This window comes from Floridaenema aerugineum BLCC-F46, from assembly GCF_041929345.1.
In the GTDB taxonomy this organism is placed as follows: Bacteria; Cyanobacteriota; Cyanobacteriia; order Cyanobacteriales; family Aerosakkonemataceae; genus Floridanema; species Floridanema aerugineum.
This window is the reverse complement of record NZ_JBHFNQ010000052.1, coordinates 109,961-126,538: the sequence shown is the minus strand read 5'-3', so window position 1 is coordinate 126,538 and position 16,578 is coordinate 109,961. Positions and strand designations below refer to the sequence as shown.

Sequence of the window (16,578 nt, the reverse complement as noted above, 5' to 3'; positions counted from 1 at the left end):
TTTTTGAGCCTACCTTTAATTTGCAAAAAATCAAAACTGTTATGTTAGCTGACAAAAGTTTTTGGGCATACTGAGCTAAGAACATCAGTATCCTTTGGAGCTTTCACATGAAAGAATTTGGATTAAGCCTTGAGTGGGCAATAGTTATGTTTAGCTACGAATATCATTTGACGCTAGAAGATATTCGCTATGAAACAGATTCGGCACAGAAAATCTTTAAGAAACATTGGTTGAGTAAGTTTACAGAATCAATCAATAATTTTTTGCAGAGTCAGGTTCAGGAGAGTAAAATACCTGAAAAAGAACTCCGTATCTTTACTGACTTTACTGAGCTTAAGAACCAAGTTGAAAAACTGTTATCTAACCTAGAATCTCCGAAAATCCCAAAACTGGTTTTGTTAAATCTTTCACTTTTTGTTATTTATCATCCTTTGGGTGTTGAAGAGGACGAACAATATGCAAAATTAAAACTTAGCGATAAGTTCCGTTCTAGGATTGTTCAGACTCTAGAATCATACGCCAAAATCTTACAAGTGGAAAAATATCTTGTAACAATTTTCAAATCCAGCTACAAGAAATTTATGAGTGAGTTGCAAGAACAACAGTTTCCCCTAAATCTTATTTTTGGCGGATTGATTGGAGCAGTTGTAGTAGCTGTAGCGGCTGCTGTTGCTATGCCTCTGGTTATTGCGGTACTTGCTCCTTTGCTTGCACCTGGACTTTCGGGAGCAGCGGCTATTTCTGCTGTTCTTGCTGCGCTTGGTGGAGGCGCGATCGCAGCAGGCGGTTTTGGCATGGCAGGTGGAGTTGCCGTGATTGTAGGTGGTGGAGCAATTCTTGGTGTAGGTGCGGGAACTGGAGTCGGTGCGCTTTTCACTCAATCGCCAGAGTTAGTAATACCTGAAGCTGCTAAATTTCTAGTAGCTTTCAATGATATTATTTTGGCTCAGAAAAACGTTCCTTGCACACAAATTAAAGCTGAAGCAAAAGAATTGATTCAAAAACTCCGAAATTCTATTCGTTCCTATGAAGACAGGTTATCTGAATTAAACATCAATTCTCAAGCTAATCAAAAAGAGACAGATAATATTAAGAAAGTTCTCTCTTACCTAAATAAAGCTATAGAAATAGCTGAACGATTGCTAAGTGAGTTCTTAATAAGACACAACTTTTGTAAATAACTTAAGCAAGCTAAATTAGACAGGTTTACTCTAGATTAGGTATAACTCAAAACCTTGTAGAGACGTTATATATAACGTCTCTACATTATGTACATGATATTTAAGTGCGATCGCTCACTCCGGCAAAAATTCACTACTCAAAATTTCCTCAGAACTATAAGGACAAATTTCGGGAAACACCTCCACAGAAAGTCCAGTTTCTGCGATCGCCTGTTCCACTGCATCCGCATAACATTCGGCAAAAACCTCTGCTAAAAAAGGTTTAAGACTAGGCGAATCTTTCAAAGCTTTGCGAATGCGTCTACGATGTTCATTAATACTACCTCTCCAGCTACCACTGCGGAATTCTGGCTGATATTGCCATTTCAGTAAGTGAGTCATAATTACTGTTAGATTACTTTCTAAACTCCTGCGTTCACTTTTTCCCATGTCCTCAATTTCTTCAATCAAATTTTCCCAATCAATGTGTGAATAATCCCCCATTCGCAACTTCGCTACGGTGGTTTCAATCCATTTCAAATAATCTGTTTCGTACAAAGTTTTACTCATGCTGCACTCGCTTTTCCAAACTGAGTTAAGAAGCGGAACGCTTTCACTACAAAAGTAGCACAGGTATAAGGAGAGGTTTCATAAAAAGACCGCCAAGCAGCTGCTTTATACTCATCATAGCGATCGCCTTTTTCAGGAAACTTATCCAAAAATGCTAACCTGACAGCATGACCAATTAACACATCTAAAACAATGTAATCTTCTATTCTTAAATCCGGGTTACGTTCCGCAATTGCCGATAATTCCATCAATGTTTCAATATTAACCTGGCGATACTCTGGCGCAACAATCTTATTCAACAAATGCTCAATTTGCAAAGCAAAGTTCTTTTCTCCCGGAGTCATTTCTGCTAGCAACCATTCACTATCTAAACGGTTGCGTCTCTCCAATTTATCCCCAATTACTAAACCTTTGCAATGTTTCAACAATTGCCAAACGCGAGGATAAAAATCTTTTGGAACTCGGTTTAAAGCGCCATCTCTTTGGCGTTTCTGCAACCATTTATCAGTTTGTGATTCTTCTTCTTTTTCAGGAAGTACAACCCATTCAATATCTGTTTCTGATTGTTTGACGTGCAAAGATTCTTGTTGTCGTAACAACTGATTCATGCCTTCATAACCAGCAATTACTTCACGCACACGGCTTTTTACTTCAAAGGGGCTTAATGTCATTAAATATTCGTGCGCTTCGTCTTGGGTAATTTTTAATTCCTGTGCTAATTCGCTGGTGATTAACAGAATTAAATACCCAACTCTTAAGGTTAGCAAACCGTTAAACAAGTCTGGTTCTGACTTGATTAATAAACCAATATAGATTAAAATTTCTTGGGTGAGAACGCGATCGCGAATATCTTCCCCACAAAACTCTTTAATCTTTTCGTCAATTTCATGATGCGACATTGGTCGAGTAATTAAGGAAGCTTCACTATAAGCTTTACCCACAGAAATCTGTTTTTGTCGTACTAAAATATCTGTCACTGCATCCGATAACCCAATATCCACCATTCCCCTTAAACCTGCGGCGCGACGAATTACCGTCCAGTGAATTGATGACTGGTTAAATGTTTTATCCGCTACACCTCTGACTGCTTTTTCGTAAATTTCATTGAGTAAATCTGCTACGGTGACTGGATGTTTTGGCCCTCCTAAACCAGTGTCAAAATTTACACTTTTCAACCGAGTTAATGTTTGCAGTAACTCAACTTGTTCGTAAATATTTTGCGAATCTCGCAAACAATTAATCAGAAATCTGGTATCAGTTTCATACTCTAACTTGAATTCCTGAGTATGACCCAAAGGCCAGTTTTTTTCCGGGTTGTAAATCAAGTAATACTTAACTGATGCTGTATTTTGAACCGGAGATTGAGTGAATTCAAAATCATGGATAAAATCAATTCTTTCTTTAGCAGATGTTTGCAGAAATTGTTGCAAATTGCCCAATTTAATCTGCACACCATTGCAATAACCAGAATTGAGTTCTTGCATTAATGCCAACAATGCTTCACTTCCCGTTTCCAGCATGGAATGAGTTAACAGCAAAGTCATTGTTGGTCTTCCCAACTCCATCCAGTTGCGCTGAATATAAGCTAATTCGCTTCTAATTTGATCTAGTAGAAAATGGTAATCTAAGGTCAAGTAAAACTGTTGTTTATCCAAAGATGCGGGTAAGAAAACGATTGTTTCTCCGCGAACTCGGAAAATTCTCGAAGTAGTTAAACTCCGTAATCTTCGCACCGGACGGCCTGTTAAACTTAACTTATCATTACGTCCAATTTGCGTGTAAATTGTGGATAATTCACTTGCTTGGCGCACTTGAATTGGTTCTACTTGTCGGGGTGTTTGAGCAGGAATTCCGTAATCTGCTAATTTAATTTGTAAGTCTTCATCTTCTGCTAAAAGGGCAATTTGAACTAAAGGTTTAGATTCTTTCCCTCTACACAAATGTCTGCCTAAAGGATCGATATCTCCGATCGCAATTAACCCTTCATTTAATAACTGTCCTAAATAATACAGACTTTGCGCCCAAACTAAGGGAACATTTTCGTTAGGTAGGCGAGTTTGGGTTTTAGGGTGCGATCGCTCAGCCTCGATCTTATCCTTTGGTACATAATAAAGTTCAGGTAATAACCGCAAACTTTCCCTTTCTACCAACAAACCTTCTAACTTCTCTTTATAATCTTGCGCCTGTTCCTTATCCCCGCGAAACAACCCATCTAAAAATAGATAAGTGAAAAACAAAGGCCATTCACATTCTATATTTTCAAACTGCTTTAATTCCCAAGGTTCATAATGTAAACGGGTATGATCTTCGATCGTTGTTTGATGTCCATCTCTCAAGAAACGTTTACAACCGTAACGACCTGCTAATTTGTCGATAATTTTCTTTTTAGTGCGTTCCACTAACTGTTCGTTCTCAACCGCAAACGCCGGAAAACTAATTACACTCAATAAAGCAGCATCCACTTCCTTTGAGCTAGATTCCCTTGGTAAAATCGACTTTAAAGTAATTCTAGCCCTAGCAATTTCATCTGGTAAAACGTGAATTACCGAAGCTTGACTTCCCCTAATTCCGAACAAATTTATCCCATTAATTGCTTCTAAAGCTGCTTTTGCCATTCCCACAGAACTAGCATTTAATTCTGGGTTTCCGTGATTAATTTTATTACCTCTTTCCCATAAACCGTAGTCTGGTGTGCGATAAGCCCGCCCGATATAATAAACTAAATTCTGGACAAAATTCACCTCATCCAGTGTATAAATAATGTGTAATCCTGAAGCAGTCATTTGTGCCAACATCAGGAGAAACAGCGAAGTTGCATCTAACTGTAAATGTCCCCACTGATCGTCACCAACCACAATATCACCTGTATTGGTATTGTATTTGGCGTGTAAAGCATCTAAAGGAGATTGAGTTTCTTTAAATTTTTCGACTTTGTGAGACTGACGCATCATGCAAAATAACAATCCCCGCATCAATTTCACGACGCTTTGTTCTAACTCATAACTACGTCCAAAGTCATCATTTAACTTCCGATATCCTAATGCCAATCCCCAAACCGCCAAAATACTGTAAACATTGTCTCTCACCCAAGCATCTGTATAATCTCCATGAGCATTTATGGCTGTCGAGGCTGGTAGTAAACCTGTAATCGGATTTTGCCGATCGAGAATTACAGTCTGAATTTGTTGATAGTAATAATCTAAGCGTGCTTGCAGTTCAGAAAGCTGGTTTTTCATCATATTTTTGGCGATTTTTGCGGAATATTTGCCCCTTGGCTTGAAGTTAAATTGAGTAGAAGCACACCGGATTTCATGGGTATAGCTTAATTTTTAGCCTTTTTCCTGGTACTAGTTTATCCGAGTTTTTCAATTACTAAGGATTGGGCGGATACTTTTAAATCTATTTTGCTAAATTTTTGCATAATCTTTCTAAAAAATCAACTGATATTTCCGGTAACTTAAAGGACAGTTTTGTAGAAGATAAGTAGGAAACAAAAACAATTCAAGCCCCAGAAATGGTTAAAGTGTTCAACCGAGAATAAAAAGCAGGTGAGCGATATGTGTACTAAATACAATAAAAATAATTCTCCTTTTTTGCGAATTGTTTACTCGAAAGTGAAAGTTAACGGTAAAGTGGAGTTAGTACCTTTGGAACTTTATGCTGATGGTTCTGTAAAAAAGGCGGTCTGAAGGTCACTAAACTATTAACATTGAAGAAGAAGTAACGGAAACAGACTTTAATTTTTTGAAGAACTACACAGCAATGCAGCGTCAAGGTAAACTATGCTGCATAGAGAACGTGAGGAGAGTTTGTGCAAGAACAAATCATTACTAACACGCTTAGCTTTTCTGTACTGGGACTGCCAGTACACTTATTAGATGATTACCCAGGTTGGCTAATCGCGCAGTTGCACCAGCAAGTAGGCGGGCAGGTCATTACGTTAAATGCAGAAATGACGATGCAGGCGGAAAAGAACGCCACTTTAGCCCAAATTATAAAGCAAGCAGATTTAGTTATTCCTGATGGTTCTGGAGTCGTCCTTTACCTGTGGTTGAAAGGTAAAAAAGTGAAGCGTTGTCCAGGAATTGAGTTAGCAGAAACTCTGCTGTTATATGCGGGACAATTAAGTAAACCAATGCCTGTATTTTTCTTTGGTGGTGCGCCGGGGGTAGCAGCTAAAGCTGCCGAAATGTGGCAGGAGAGATGTCCAAAATTGGCGATCGCAGGCACTCAAAACGGTTATCTCTCAGCTGAAGAAGAAAAACAACTACACCAAACCTTAAAAGAACAACAACCAAGTTTAATTTTCGTCGGGCTAGGAGTACCACGCCAAGAACTTTGGATCGCCAAACATCGCCACCTTTGTCCTAAAGCAATTTGGATCGGTGTAGGTGGTAGTTTAGATATTTGGGCAGGAACGAAAACTCGTGCCCCCGCGTGGTTCCGAGAAAATCATCTAGAATGGCTATATCGGCTTTACCAAGAACCTTGGCGCTGGCGGCGAATGTTAGCTTTACCCCTGTTTGCTTGGAAAGCTTTATTGAGCAATTTTTCTCGCAAATAAAGACGTTGCAAAATGGCACATCTCCACCAACGTCGTTCCGAAAATGTGAACGGCGATTTTTATGTCGATCGCACCTGCATTGACTGCGATACTTGTCGGTGGATGGCACCGGAAGTTTTTTATGAAGCAGGAGAACAATCAGCAGTTTATCATCAACCTGCCAATCTCAGCGAAAGAGTCAAAGCAATGCAGGCTTTATTGTCCTGTCCCACTGCTTCCATTGGCACAGTTGAAAAACCAACAGATATTAAAGAAGTTCAAGAAACCTTCCCGATTTTAGTCGCCGAAAATGTTTATCATTGCGGCTATCATTCCGAAAAATCCTTTGCTGCTGCCAGTTATTTCATTACTCGCCCCGAAGGGAATATCTTAATAGATTCCCCTCGGTTTACGCCGCCCCTTGTCAAACGTTTTGAAGCAATGGGTGGGATTCGTTATTTGTATTTAACTCACAGAGATGATGTAGCAGATCATCAAAAGTTTCAAGAACATTTTGGTTGCGATCGCATTTTACACCAAGATGAAATTAACACTGGAACTCGTGATGTAGAAATTCAAATTTCTGGGACCGATCCAATTGAATTTGCCCCAGATTTGTTAATTATTCCCGTTCCCGGACACACCAAAGGTCACACAGTTTTACTTTACAAAAACAGCTTTTTATTCACAGGCGATCACTTAGCTTGGTCGGAAACATTAAACCAATTATATGCTTTCCGCGAGCATTGTTGGTACTCTTGGACAGAACTAATTAAGTCAATGGAAAAATTAGCAAATTATCAGTTTGAATGGGTATTGCCCGGACATGGTAGACGCTATCATGCTGACAAAGAAACCATGCAAAAGCAGATGGAAAAGTGTGTTGATTGGATGAAAACTCGCTAGTTCAAAAAGCCTTGTAGAGACGTTGCATGCAACGTCTCTACAAGGCTTTCTTCTGCCTTCTGCCTTTACATTGCGATCGATCGCTGTTGTTGCCGCTGTTTAATTCTTGCCAAACTGCCTGTGGGAATAGAATTAATTAACTGACGAGTGTATTCTTTTTTCGGTTCGCGATAGATGATATCGGCAATATCAATTTCTTCAATTTTGCCGCTATTCATTACCATGATGCGATCGCTCATAAACTTGACCACACTCAGATCGTGGGAAATAAAAATGTAAGTCAAGCCAAACTCATGCTGAATTTCCTTTAACAAATTCAACACTTGCGCTTGTACAGAAACATCCAAAGCCGAAACAGACTCATCACAAATAATAAACTTCGGATTTAAAGCCAAAGCCCTAGCAATACAAATCCTTTGCCTTTGTCCCCCAGAAAATTCGTGCGGGTAACGCTTCATCCAGTCAGGATTTAGACCGACTTTTTCTAACAGATAAGCGGCGCGATCGCGTCTTTCTTTATCATTTTTCCCTATTTCATGAATTCGCAAAGGTTCCATTACCGCATCCCCAATCTTCATCCGAGGATCGAGAGAACTAAAGGGATTTTGGAACACAATTTGCATCTCCCGGCGCAACTTTTGTAAAGGTGTACCACGCAAATTCGTAATATCGCGGTCTTCAAAGAAAACTTGACCGCCTATTGGTTCAATTAATCGTAACAAAGTCCGGGCTAAAGTAGTTTTTCCGCAACCGGACTCTCCCACCAAACCCAAAGTTTCACTCTTATAAACATCAAACGAAATGCCATTTACAGCCATAATATAGCGTTTCGTTTTGCCAAACATTCCCCGCACCGGAAAACCCACCTGAAGATTTTTGATCGATAAAATTGGTGAGTCAGAAGTATGGACTGGTGACGGAGGACGAGAAACTGGGAATGGAGTTGGTGAAACTCCTATTTGTGCATCTGAATCTTTGCTTTTCTCCGCAATTTTCCATTCCCCATTAGCAGTTTCCACCACTTCCATAAAATCAGAAACCGTTGGCAGATAGCGCATATTGCGCTCCAAACTGGGGCGACAGGCTAACAAACCTTTGGTATAAGGATGTTTAGGCTCGGAAAAAATTTGCCAAACTGGGCCATACTCAACTATTTTCCCCCGATACATCACAGCCACAGTATCAGCAATTTCGGCAATTACGCCCAAGTCGTGAGTAATAAAAATCATCGACATTCCCCGACTCCGGCATAACTCCCGCAACAGTTCCAAAATAGTTGCTTGAACAGTCACATCTAAAGCAGTAGTCGGTTCATCAGCAATCAACACTTTGGGATTGCAAGAAATCGCCATTGCAATCATAACTCGCTGCATTTGACCCCCGGAAAGTTCGTGGGGATAGCGATCGAGCATTGCCAATTTCTGCTGATTAATATACTGATTAATTTCCCTTTCGCTAATATCAACCGCCCACTCTCCAGCCGCAGGAGTATTAAATTTTTCTGGTCTTTTAATTTCCAAAAAACGTTGCTGCAACACCTCATCACTAGGAAGCAACTTCACCTCTTGTAACAGAGAAACCGCCAGTCTTCTTGATTGCGCCTGCGAAACATTTTGGTGCAATCGAATTGCTTCTGTAATCTGAAAACCAATAGTATAAACTGGATTCAAAGAACTCATCGGTTCTTGAAAGATCATGGCAATCTCACCGCCTCGATACTGCTGCTTTCTCCTTTCCGGCAATTGCAGCAGATTCACAGCTTCGGCACCTTCCACTGAATCTTGAAACCAAATTTCACCTGACACCCTGCTTGGACTCGGCACCAAACCCATGACAGCTAAGGAAGTGACTGATTTACCAGACCCCGACTCACCGACAATTCCCAGAGTTTGCCCTGGTTTCACCTGAAAAGAAATATTATCAACAGCTTTCGTAACTACAGGCGTTTTACCTGTACCTTTGGCCAGGAACTGAACTTGCAAGTTGCGAACATCGAGAACGGTGTCAGTCATGGAAGTCAAGCATCAAAATTAACCACATCTTAACAGCGCTAAGGCTGAAATTTGTAGTAGTAAGTACTGTAGATCCCCGACTTCTTCAAGAAGTCGGGGATCTGGGCAGACAAGCTTTCCCATATTTACAGTCAAAATCAGGATTTTTTGGCTGTTATTGCGAACAGCTAATTATCTTCTGGAGCCCCTTGCCCCCTGAGCCCGCAATGAAGTGTGACAACTTACTTAGGCATGACGTTATTCGGGTTATCAGTTTGTCTAAGTTGGGCATTAGCAGGCAAATTAGTGCTATCAGAAACTTTATTAAACACCAAAGCCCCTTTACCAAAAGCAGCTGGTCTGGGTTTTCCCGCTTCAATGCCTTGTAGTTCCATTCGCAGTTTACCGTCAGAAGTAAACTCAAAAATCGTTTGTGCAGTTTTATTGTTACTTGTCGTCAAATCCAATTGCATGGGTTTGCTACTTGTGGAAGCAACGCGGTATCGCAGTTGTAAAGCTTGAGCTTTGTCTGAGCTAGAAGGCAAGACAATAAACAATTTACCATCAGGCCCAAAAATAAAAGTAAGATTCTGAGTGGAAGAAACTCGGCTTTGCCAACTTCCCACCAATTTCTGGTTAATGGGGTTTGTAGCTTGTTTGGTTTGTGCTGTTGGCTGTGCTGTTGATGGCAAAATATCAAGATTAGTGCTAAATGTACCAATTAAGCCCAAAACTAAGCTAGAAACGAAGAGTTTCCTGAAAGTTGGTGTTGCACCTGAAAAACGATCGGAATTGAGGATAGGGTTACGCATGGTGTTTTTACAGAGAAATCAACTGGAGATCACAGGCACGCACCTCTATTGTTAGGTTAATAGAAGGCTAGTCTTTGTGAAAGACGCAGTGCTTACCTCATTTGTGCCAGAGGCAGATTGCATCCACATAATATTCTTCGGGGTCATCTTAGCAAAACGATCGTCAACTAATGATAACAACAGGAGTTTTTTTAGATATAGTTGAGTTTCAGACAAAATAAAAAAATCTAACTTTAATCAGAACGTTTTCTTTCGGTTAGACATTTTTCGGGGGAGTGAGTCTCATGGTTGCTTACGTACAAAAAGCTAATATGCAGAGCTTGCAAACAAATGCTGTTGGTCTGTTAGGACAAGTTAGTTCGTTATTACATCGTGTTAGTACGGCGCTGAGTTCGGATAGTGCTAGTGAAAAGTATGCTAAGTTTCAACGCGAAGTCGCAGATGCGACTCGGAATGTTTCAGATTTGGAGTTGAGAATGGCAATAGTTGCGCCGATGAAAGCGGGTAAATCTACGATTATTAACGCTATTGTTGGTCAAGAATTATTGCCGAGTCGCAATGCAGCAATGACGACTTTGCCTACGGAGATCATTTTCGATCCGCAGTTAGCCGAGCCAGTTTTAATTTTAACTCCTCAAATTCAAGATATCTTTCGTGATACTTTTTCGGCTTTACAGCGCAAAATTGCTGAGTTAGGTTTAAGCCGAGTGCAGGAAAGAATGGCGCAATATCCGCACTTAGCAAAGTTGCCGGAAAAAATTCAGGGAATGACAGGAATTGCTATTGATAGCAAAATTTCTGGTCGGTTGTCGATTATTAATAGTTTACGGGCTTTGAATGATATTATTCGCCTTTGTAGTGTTTTAGATCCGCTTTCCGATCCTTTGCAATCGCTGATGGATGTACCAAGAATTTACACTCCTTTTTATCGATCGGGAATTACAGAAAAAGCAGATATTGCTGGTAAATTGGTAATTGTGGATACTCCGGGGCCGAATGAAGCGGGGGAAAATTTAAAGCTGGTAAATGTGGTTGCCGAACAATTACAGGCGAGTTCGGTAATTTTAATTGTGCTGAATTTTACGGAGTTAAATACGAAGGCGGAAGAGGAGATTAAAAAGGATGTAGAACGGGTAATTGAATTGCGGGGAAAGGATAATTTATATGTTTTGGTGAATAAGGTCGATCAGCGGAAAGAGGGGGATATGACTCCCGAACAGGTGCGTCAATTTGTAGCAGCTGAGTTCGGGATTGGGGAAGGGGCACAGAACGATCGCGTGTTTGAAATTTCGGCAAGATGGGCGTTTTCTGCGGCTAATTTTTTGGGAGAGGCGCAGCAAAATCCGGGTGCGGATGTGATGCAGTTGAAGACGGCGCGATCGCTAGCTCAAGATGTTTTTCCTTTAGACTGGGAAGAAGAATTACAAGAAACTACAGTCGCCCAACTAAAAAAGAAAGCCGAAAAACTGTGGAATAAATCTGGCTTTGATGCCTTTTTAACTAATGCAGTCAATGCTTTAATGACCGAAGCAGCACCCAGATGTATTACTTCTTCTTTGAAAATCGCTAAAGGTCGGTTGTTAGAACTTTTAGAAGATACACAATTACGCAGTCGGGCGATTAATGAAGATGGGGATAAACTGCGTTTAGAAGTGGCAGCATTAGATGAAGATATTGATAGCATTGAAAACTGCCGTAACAGTTTACAAGAAATTGAACAAATCAAAAGTGATTTGCAGGAACAATTGAATAGTATTTTAGAAAAGTTGCAACAAGAAGGCAAATTGAGTGTAGAAACATATCTGCTGGAAGACGAGCAACAAGTTGGTGATTTTGTTCAGAAAGGTGGCACAACTGGCAGGATTTTCGCTAACTGGATATCGCAACAAAAACAAGAAGTAGCAACTGAGTCGAAGCGACTGAGTTCAATGGAATTTACTACTTTAAGGGAAGCGGAAGAATTCGCCGCCTTAGCTGTATCTTATGCCAAGCGCCGAGTAGATTTATTATTAGAAAAAGTGCAAGAAAATACTGGTCAAGTAATTGATGAAGCTCGGCAAAAAATGATGAATTTCTTAGATGAGCAAACCAGACCAATTATAGAACGAGCTAGGGAAAGATTGAATGAAAATTTTAATTTGAATCTTTCTTTGCCTAATCTCAGATTTCATTCGGATTACTATATTGATTTAAATAAACCTTTAGTAATTCGCCATACTCGGACGATCGATCAAGGTTACAGTGAAGTAGTCAGGACGAAGCGATCGTTTTTGCATTTCCTGTGGTTAGTTCCTTTTGAAATTACCGAGAAAGTCAAAAGACCCCATAAAACCGAGAATTTTTACACTGTTTCTTTGCAAGGAATAATTTATGAGATTAACAAGTTGATTGACCAAAGAATTAATGACATTAAAAACGGAATCAGTCAATATTTGGATGAAGATTTTCAGCAAAGGATTGATGACTTTTTTAATGATTTAGATGCTTACTTGAATAACTACCGCAATAGTTTAAAACAAGCGCAAGTAGACCAACAGCTTTCTATTGAAGCTAAAACTAAGTTAATTCAAGCGCTTAATTCATTAGTTCCCGAAGTTAAAGAACAGGTGAAGAAAGCTGATGTTTATCTCAAATATATGCAAGAATTAGTTGCTAATGAATAGCACAAGTCTTGATGAAAAATGAGAATTTTACTAGTAGAGGATGATGCAGAACAATTAGAACCTCTAGCGGTAGCATTAACTCAAGTTGGACATTTAGTTGATGGAGTAGAAGATGGTGAAACTGCGAAGTGGTTAATTTCGGAAAAAGACTATGATTTGCTAATTTTAGATTGGATGTTACCCGTAATTAGCGGTATAGAACTTTGTGGCTATTATCGCCAAATGGGGAAAACTGCGCCAGTGTTAATGCTAACAGCAAAAGATACGATCGCAGATAAAGTCACAGGTTTAGACGCTGGCGCTGATGATTATTTGGTAAAACCTGTAGATGTGATTGAATTGTTGGCGAGAGTGCGGGCGTTGGGGAGGCGATCGCCTTTGTGGACAGGTGATACACTAAAATTAGCTGATTTACAACTAAATTTAACTAATTTGACAGTAGAACGGGGAGGAAAAACTGTACAACTTTCGGTGCGAGAATTTCAAATGTTAGAGTACTTAATGCGCCATCCAAATCAAATTTTAACGCGCAATCAAATAGAACAAAATCTTTGGCAATGGGGAGAAGAACCAGAAAGTAATGCTGTAACAACTTTGATTCGACGACTAAGACAAAGACTGCAAAATATTGGTGCTTCCGAATGGATAGAAACGGTGTATGGAATGGGTTATCGTCTCCAGCCAAATCAATGATGATTAAATATTATCATCTTTGGAAAAAGATACCAGTTAAACAACGCGGACTGTTAATTATTTCTATTCCTTTTAGCTGTTTAATTGCCACTTTGGTAACTTTTGGTTGGTTAAAAATTAGCTTGGTAGAAGATGAAGCTTGGGTAAAACATACGCAAAGAGTGCGTTTAGAAACTAAGCGTTTAGTTGCTGGTTTAATCGATGCAGAAACGGGAATGCGCGGTTATGCAATGACGGGAAGACCAGATTTTTTAGCTCCTTACAGTCAGGCGATCGCTAACATTCCCAAAAACTTAAAAATGCTGCAATTACTAGTTTCTGATAATCCTCATCAATCCAAAGAAATTAAAGAAATTCAAGTTTTAGTTCAGCAAAATTTGACGCTAATGGACAGAAAGTTAGCGCAAATGGATGCGAAAGTTGTACCCGGAGGATGGAGAAGTAGAGAACAAAAAGAACGAGAAGAAATTGATGAAGATGAATATTATCAATCTCCTTTGCAAGGGCGCTTTTCCTACAGCGAATTGTATGATTGGTTAGCAGAAGGCAAAGTTTTAATGGATGCAGCGAGAAACAAAATTGCTTTATTTGAGGCGGAAGAAGAACGTTTATTACGAGTGAGAAAACAACATTTAGCTTTTTATCAAACTCTAGGTTGGATAACTTTATTTAGCTTGACATTAATCGGAATTCTTGGTGGTTTTTTAACAGTTCATTTATTCTCGCGCTTGGAAAGAGAACTGGCTTGGGAAAGAGGGAATTTACAAGCAAGTAATGTGAAACTAGAAGCAGCTTTAGAAGCTCAAGTAGCAGCTGAACAAAAGTTACAAAATGCTTATGAGCAATTACAACGTTTTACAGCTAATGCTTCTCATGAACTTCGTGCCCCGATCGCAGCAATTTTAAGTAATGCTCAAGTTGGTTTATTAGCACCTCATGAAGACTCGATTCAGCCGAGAAAAAGATTAGAAAAAATTGTCGATTTAACGAAATCAATTAGTAATTTAATTGCTAATTTATTATTTTTAGCTCGCTACGAAAAGTTACCGGAAACAGTGACGGAGATTAATTTAAATGAGTTGCTTTGGCAAATTGTCGATCGCTGTCATTCAGAAATAACCGCCAAAAACTTAAAGATTATTTGGGATTTACCGGAAAATCCTGTGTTAATTAAAGCAGCACCGGATTTGTTAGAACAAGCAATATTTAACTTAGTGCAGAATGCTTGTAAATATACTCCCGAACAAGGCAATATTACCATTCGCTTATTTACAGATTTATCGGAAGTTTGCTTACAAATAAAAGATAGTGGAATGGGAATACCGTCAGCAGATTTACCGCATATTTTTGAGCGTTTTTATCGAGTCGATCGAGTGCGACAAAAGACGACGGGTGGTTTTGGTTTAGGATTAGCGATCGCTCAACAAATCGTGCAACTTCACGGTGGTAAAATCAGCGCCGAAAGCACTTTAGGAACAGGATCGACCTTCACAATTAGAATATCGCTGTAAAAAAGGTACGTAGTTGCGCTTCAGCGCCTTTCTTTAGCACTGAAGTGCAACTACGTACAATGCGTTTCAGCGCCTTTCTTTAGCACTGAAGCGCAACTACGTACAATGTTTTTGAGTGCGTCATTTTTTTGTCACATTTCCTTTGTAACTTGATAATTAACAACAGTTGACTAGCAAGAAAAAGGGAAATAACGATGAATCCAAAAACACTACTCAGTTTGCTGCTGGCTGCAAATTCTCACTTGCTGATTCCCGGATTTACTAACGCTGCCACATTAGAAAGTACTTCCGATCGTAACTCGCAAGTTGAAAGAGCAACAATGCAGATGGAAATTAGAGAGATTAACCAAAGAAATCCCAGAGAAATTATCTTATCTAATCGTGATAATCAAGATTTTAACAATGATTACGATCGCGATCGTGGTCGTGGTCGTCGTCGCCGCTAACTGAATCAAATTTAACATGAGATGGGCAATTTGTCCATCTCAAAACTTTAAAGTACAAAATGCGATCGTCATCTTTATGCAAACTCTATCTTACCTACTTCAGCCCTACCCAAAGGATAAGTTTTTTGCAGAAAATTGGCAAAAACAAGGCATTGTTATATCCCAGCCAAATCAGGAAAAATTCCAGCATTTATTTTCGTGGAAACAACTTAATTACCTGCTCAATTTTCACAAACTTACCTATCCCGGAATTCGCTTCTCATTGGACGGAAAAACCTTACCCGAAACAACTGGGGAAAATTGGTTAAAGCACTTCCAAAAAGGAGCGACAATGATTATCGATCGGGTAGATGAATTAGTACCAGAACTCGCGGAATTTACCACTGCTATTCATGCAGAAATTGGTCACAAAACCCAGATTAATTTGTATTGTTCTCCCCCAGAACAACAAGGTTTTGATTGTCACTATGACACCCACGAAGTTTTTATTTTACAAATTCATGGCACAAAAGAATGGTACCTTTTTTCCGATACAATAAAGTATCCCTTGCCAGAAAATCGTTCTGATGAACAGCTACCACCCGACGAATCGCCATATTTAAAAGTTATACTTAATCCTGGCGATTTACTCTACATTCCTCGCGGACATTGGCATTATGCTTTAAGTTTAGAGCAACCTTCTTTACATTTAACTTTAGGAATTGATTGTCACACAGGAATTGATTTCTTAAACTGGTTAATTGATGAATTATTAAATGAGTCAGAATGGCGCAAAAATTTGCCAATTATTCAGGAAGGAAATACTGCTCAGTTGCAGGAGAAAGTAGAAGATTTAATTAGTAATTTAATCGGTTATTTGAAAGATCGGGAAGCGAGCAAAAAATATGCCGATCGCTTAAATACTTTAACTCCTCAAGTAGCTAAATACTCATTGCCATTTCAAGCAGGTTTTGGGATTTTCGATCGGGGTTTTGATACCCAATTTACCCGCCCCAAATATCAGCAAGTTAGAGTTGAAGAAATTAGCGATCGAGAATACAACATCACAGTTAACAATCAAGTAATCTCATTAAAAGGAGTCCCTTTAGAATTAGTTGAAAATATCTTTAATCGACACAAATTCAGCCTGTTTGACTTAGCAACATGGGCACCCGACTTAGACTTAGAAGCTGAAGCTATCCCCCTACTTTCTCAGTTAGTCATGGCAGGAATTATCTTTGTAGAAACAGATAGTTTAACTAACTAATTTAAGTTGTCGCTCCCCCTAAATCCCCCTTACCAAG

13 protein-coding genes are annotated in these 16,578 nt (G+C 39.4%); 9 read left to right on the top strand and 4 right to left on the bottom strand.

The genetic code is table 11. The features are described 5' to 3' along the window. Nucleotides 1–107: 107 nt before the first annotated feature. A complete protein-coding gene (locus ACE1CC_RS06500) occupies nt 108–1,181 on the top strand; it encodes a hypothetical protein (protein ID WP_413269651.1) in 1,074 nt (357 codons plus the stop codon). Nucleotides 1,182–1,295: 114 nt separating this feature from the next. Here ACE1CC_RS06500 and ACE1CC_RS06495 read toward each other — a convergent pair whose 3' ends face one another. Continuing rightward, nucleotides 1,296–1,730 carry a DUF29 domain-containing protein gene (locus ACE1CC_RS06495; RefSeq protein ID WP_413269650.1) on the bottom strand — a complete coding sequence of 145 codons (435 nt, stop codon included), beginning with the start codon at nt 1,728–1,730 and terminating at the stop codon, nt 1,296–1,298. Then, nucleotides 1,727–4,966, bottom strand: a complete 3,240-nt coding sequence (locus ACE1CC_RS06490) for a glycoside hydrolase family 15 protein (protein ID WP_413269686.1) — start codon at nt 4,964–4,966, stop codon at nt 1,727–1,729. Before ACE1CC_RS06490 ends, ACE1CC_RS06495 begins: the two co-directional genes overlap by 4 nt. Nucleotides 4,967–5,287: 321 nt before the next feature. Here ACE1CC_RS06490 and ACE1CC_RS06485 point away from each other — a divergent pair, with 321 nt between their 5' ends. The 3 genes from ACE1CC_RS06485 (at nt 5,288) to ACE1CC_RS06475 (ending at nt 7,179) form a co-directional block, all read left to right on the top strand. Continuing rightward, complete coding sequence (locus tag ACE1CC_RS06485; RefSeq protein ID WP_265583098.1) at nt 5,288–5,419, top strand: hypothetical protein; 132 nt, start codon at nt 5,288–5,290, stop codon at nt 5,417–5,419. Nucleotides 5,420–5,541: 122 nt separating this feature from the next. Further along, entirely contained in the window at nt 5,542–6,294 is a 753-nt protein-coding gene (locus tag ACE1CC_RS06480; protein ID WP_413269649.1) for a WecB/TagA/CpsF family glycosyltransferase, read from the top strand. A gap of 12 nt (nt 6,295–6,306) precedes the next feature. Next, the gene (locus ACE1CC_RS06475; RefSeq protein WP_413269648.1) at nt 6,307–7,179 is read left to right on the top strand and encodes an MBL fold metallo-hydrolase; all 873 of its coding nucleotides are present in this window, start codon (nt 6,307–6,309) and stop codon (nt 7,177–7,179) included. Between the two features lie 65 nt (nt 7,180–7,244). Here ACE1CC_RS06475 and ACE1CC_RS06470 read toward each other — a convergent pair whose 3' ends face one another. Both ACE1CC_RS06470 and ACE1CC_RS06465 read right to left on the bottom strand, forming a co-directional pair. After that, nucleotides 7,245–9,191: an ABC transporter ATP-binding protein gene (locus ACE1CC_RS06470; RefSeq protein ID WP_413269647.1), complete on the bottom strand. Its 1,947-nt coding sequence runs from the start codon at nt 9,189–9,191 to the stop codon at nt 7,245–7,247. 221 nt (nt 9,192–9,412) lie between these two features. Next, nucleotides 9,413–9,982, bottom strand: coding sequence for a hypothetical protein (locus ACE1CC_RS06465; RefSeq protein ID WP_413269646.1), 570 nt, complete (start codon nt 9,980–9,982; stop codon nt 9,413–9,415). A 284-nt stretch (nt 9,983–10,266) separates the two neighbouring features. Between ACE1CC_RS06465 and ACE1CC_RS06460 the strand changes: the two genes are divergently transcribed. The 5 genes from ACE1CC_RS06460 (at nt 10,267) to ACE1CC_RS06440 (ending at nt 16,541) form a co-directional block, all read left to right on the top strand. Continuing rightward, the gene (locus ACE1CC_RS06460; RefSeq protein ID WP_413269645.1) at nt 10,267–12,645 is read left to right on the top strand and encodes a dynamin family protein; all 2,379 of its coding nucleotides are present in this window, start codon (nt 10,267–10,269) and stop codon (nt 12,643–12,645) included. An 18-nt stretch (nt 12,646–12,663) separates the two neighbouring features. Beyond that, the gene (rppA, locus tag ACE1CC_RS06455) at nt 12,664–13,338 is read left to right on the top strand and encodes a two-component system response regulator RppA (protein ID WP_413269644.1); all 675 of its coding nucleotides are present in this window, start codon (nt 12,664–12,666) and stop codon (nt 13,336–13,338) included. Continuing rightward, nucleotides 13,287–14,849: a CHASE3 domain-containing protein gene (locus ACE1CC_RS06450; RefSeq protein WP_413269643.1), complete on the top strand. Its 1,563-nt coding sequence runs from the start codon at nt 13,287–13,289 to the stop codon at nt 14,847–14,849. Before rppA ends, ACE1CC_RS06450 begins: the two co-directional genes overlap by 52 nt. Nucleotides 14,850–15,043: 194 nt before the next feature. Beyond that, a complete protein-coding gene (locus ACE1CC_RS06445) occupies nt 15,044–15,295 on the top strand; it encodes a hypothetical protein (RefSeq protein WP_413269642.1) in 252 nt (83 codons plus the stop codon). A 16-nt stretch (nt 15,296–15,311) separates the two neighbouring features. Continuing rightward, complete coding sequence (locus tag ACE1CC_RS06440; RefSeq protein WP_413269641.1) at nt 15,312–16,541, top strand: cupin domain-containing protein; 1,230 nt, start codon at nt 15,312–15,314, stop codon at nt 16,539–16,541. Nucleotides 16,542–16,578 lie beyond the last annotated feature (37 nt).

Coding starts and splice junctions, on each gene's coding strand:
- ACE1CC_RS06500 (WP_413269651.1), top strand. CDS start 108: ATGAAAGAATTTGGATTAAGCCTTGAGTGGGCAATAGTTATGTTTAGC.
- ACE1CC_RS06495 (WP_413269650.1), bottom strand. CDS start 1,730: ATGAGTAAAACTTTGTACGAAACAGATTATTTGAAATGGATTGAAACC.
- ACE1CC_RS06490 (WP_413269686.1), bottom strand. CDS start 4,966: ATGAAAAACCAGCTTTCTGAACTGCAAGCACGCTTAGATTATTACTAT.
- ACE1CC_RS06485 (WP_265583098.1), top strand. CDS start 5,288: ATGTGTACTAAATACAATAAAAATAATTCTCCTTTTTTGCGAATTGTT.
- ACE1CC_RS06475 (WP_413269648.1), top strand. CDS start 6,307: ATGGCACATCTCCACCAACGTCGTTCCGAAAATGTGAACGGCGATTTT.
- ACE1CC_RS06470 (WP_413269647.1), bottom strand. CDS start 9,191: ATGACTGACACCGTTCTCGATGTTCGCAACTTGCAAGTTCAGTTCCTG.
- ACE1CC_RS06465 (WP_413269646.1), bottom strand. CDS start 9,982: ATGCGTAACCCTATCCTCAATTCCGATCGTTTTTCAGGTGCAACACCA.
- ACE1CC_RS06460 (WP_413269645.1), top strand. CDS start 10,267: ATGGTTGCTTACGTACAAAAAGCTAATATGCAGAGCTTGCAAACAAAT.
- rppA (WP_413269644.1), top strand. CDS start 12,664: ATGAGAATTTTACTAGTAGAGGATGATGCAGAACAATTAGAACCTCTA.
- ACE1CC_RS06450 (WP_413269643.1), top strand. CDS start 13,287: ATGGATAGAAACGGTGTATGGAATGGGTTATCGTCTCCAGCCAAATCA.
- ACE1CC_RS06445 (WP_413269642.1), top strand. CDS start 15,044: ATGAATCCAAAAACACTACTCAGTTTGCTGCTGGCTGCAAATTCTCAC.
- ACE1CC_RS06440 (WP_413269641.1), top strand. CDS start 15,312: ATGAGATGGGCAATTTGTCCATCTCAAAACTTTAAAGTACAAAATGCG.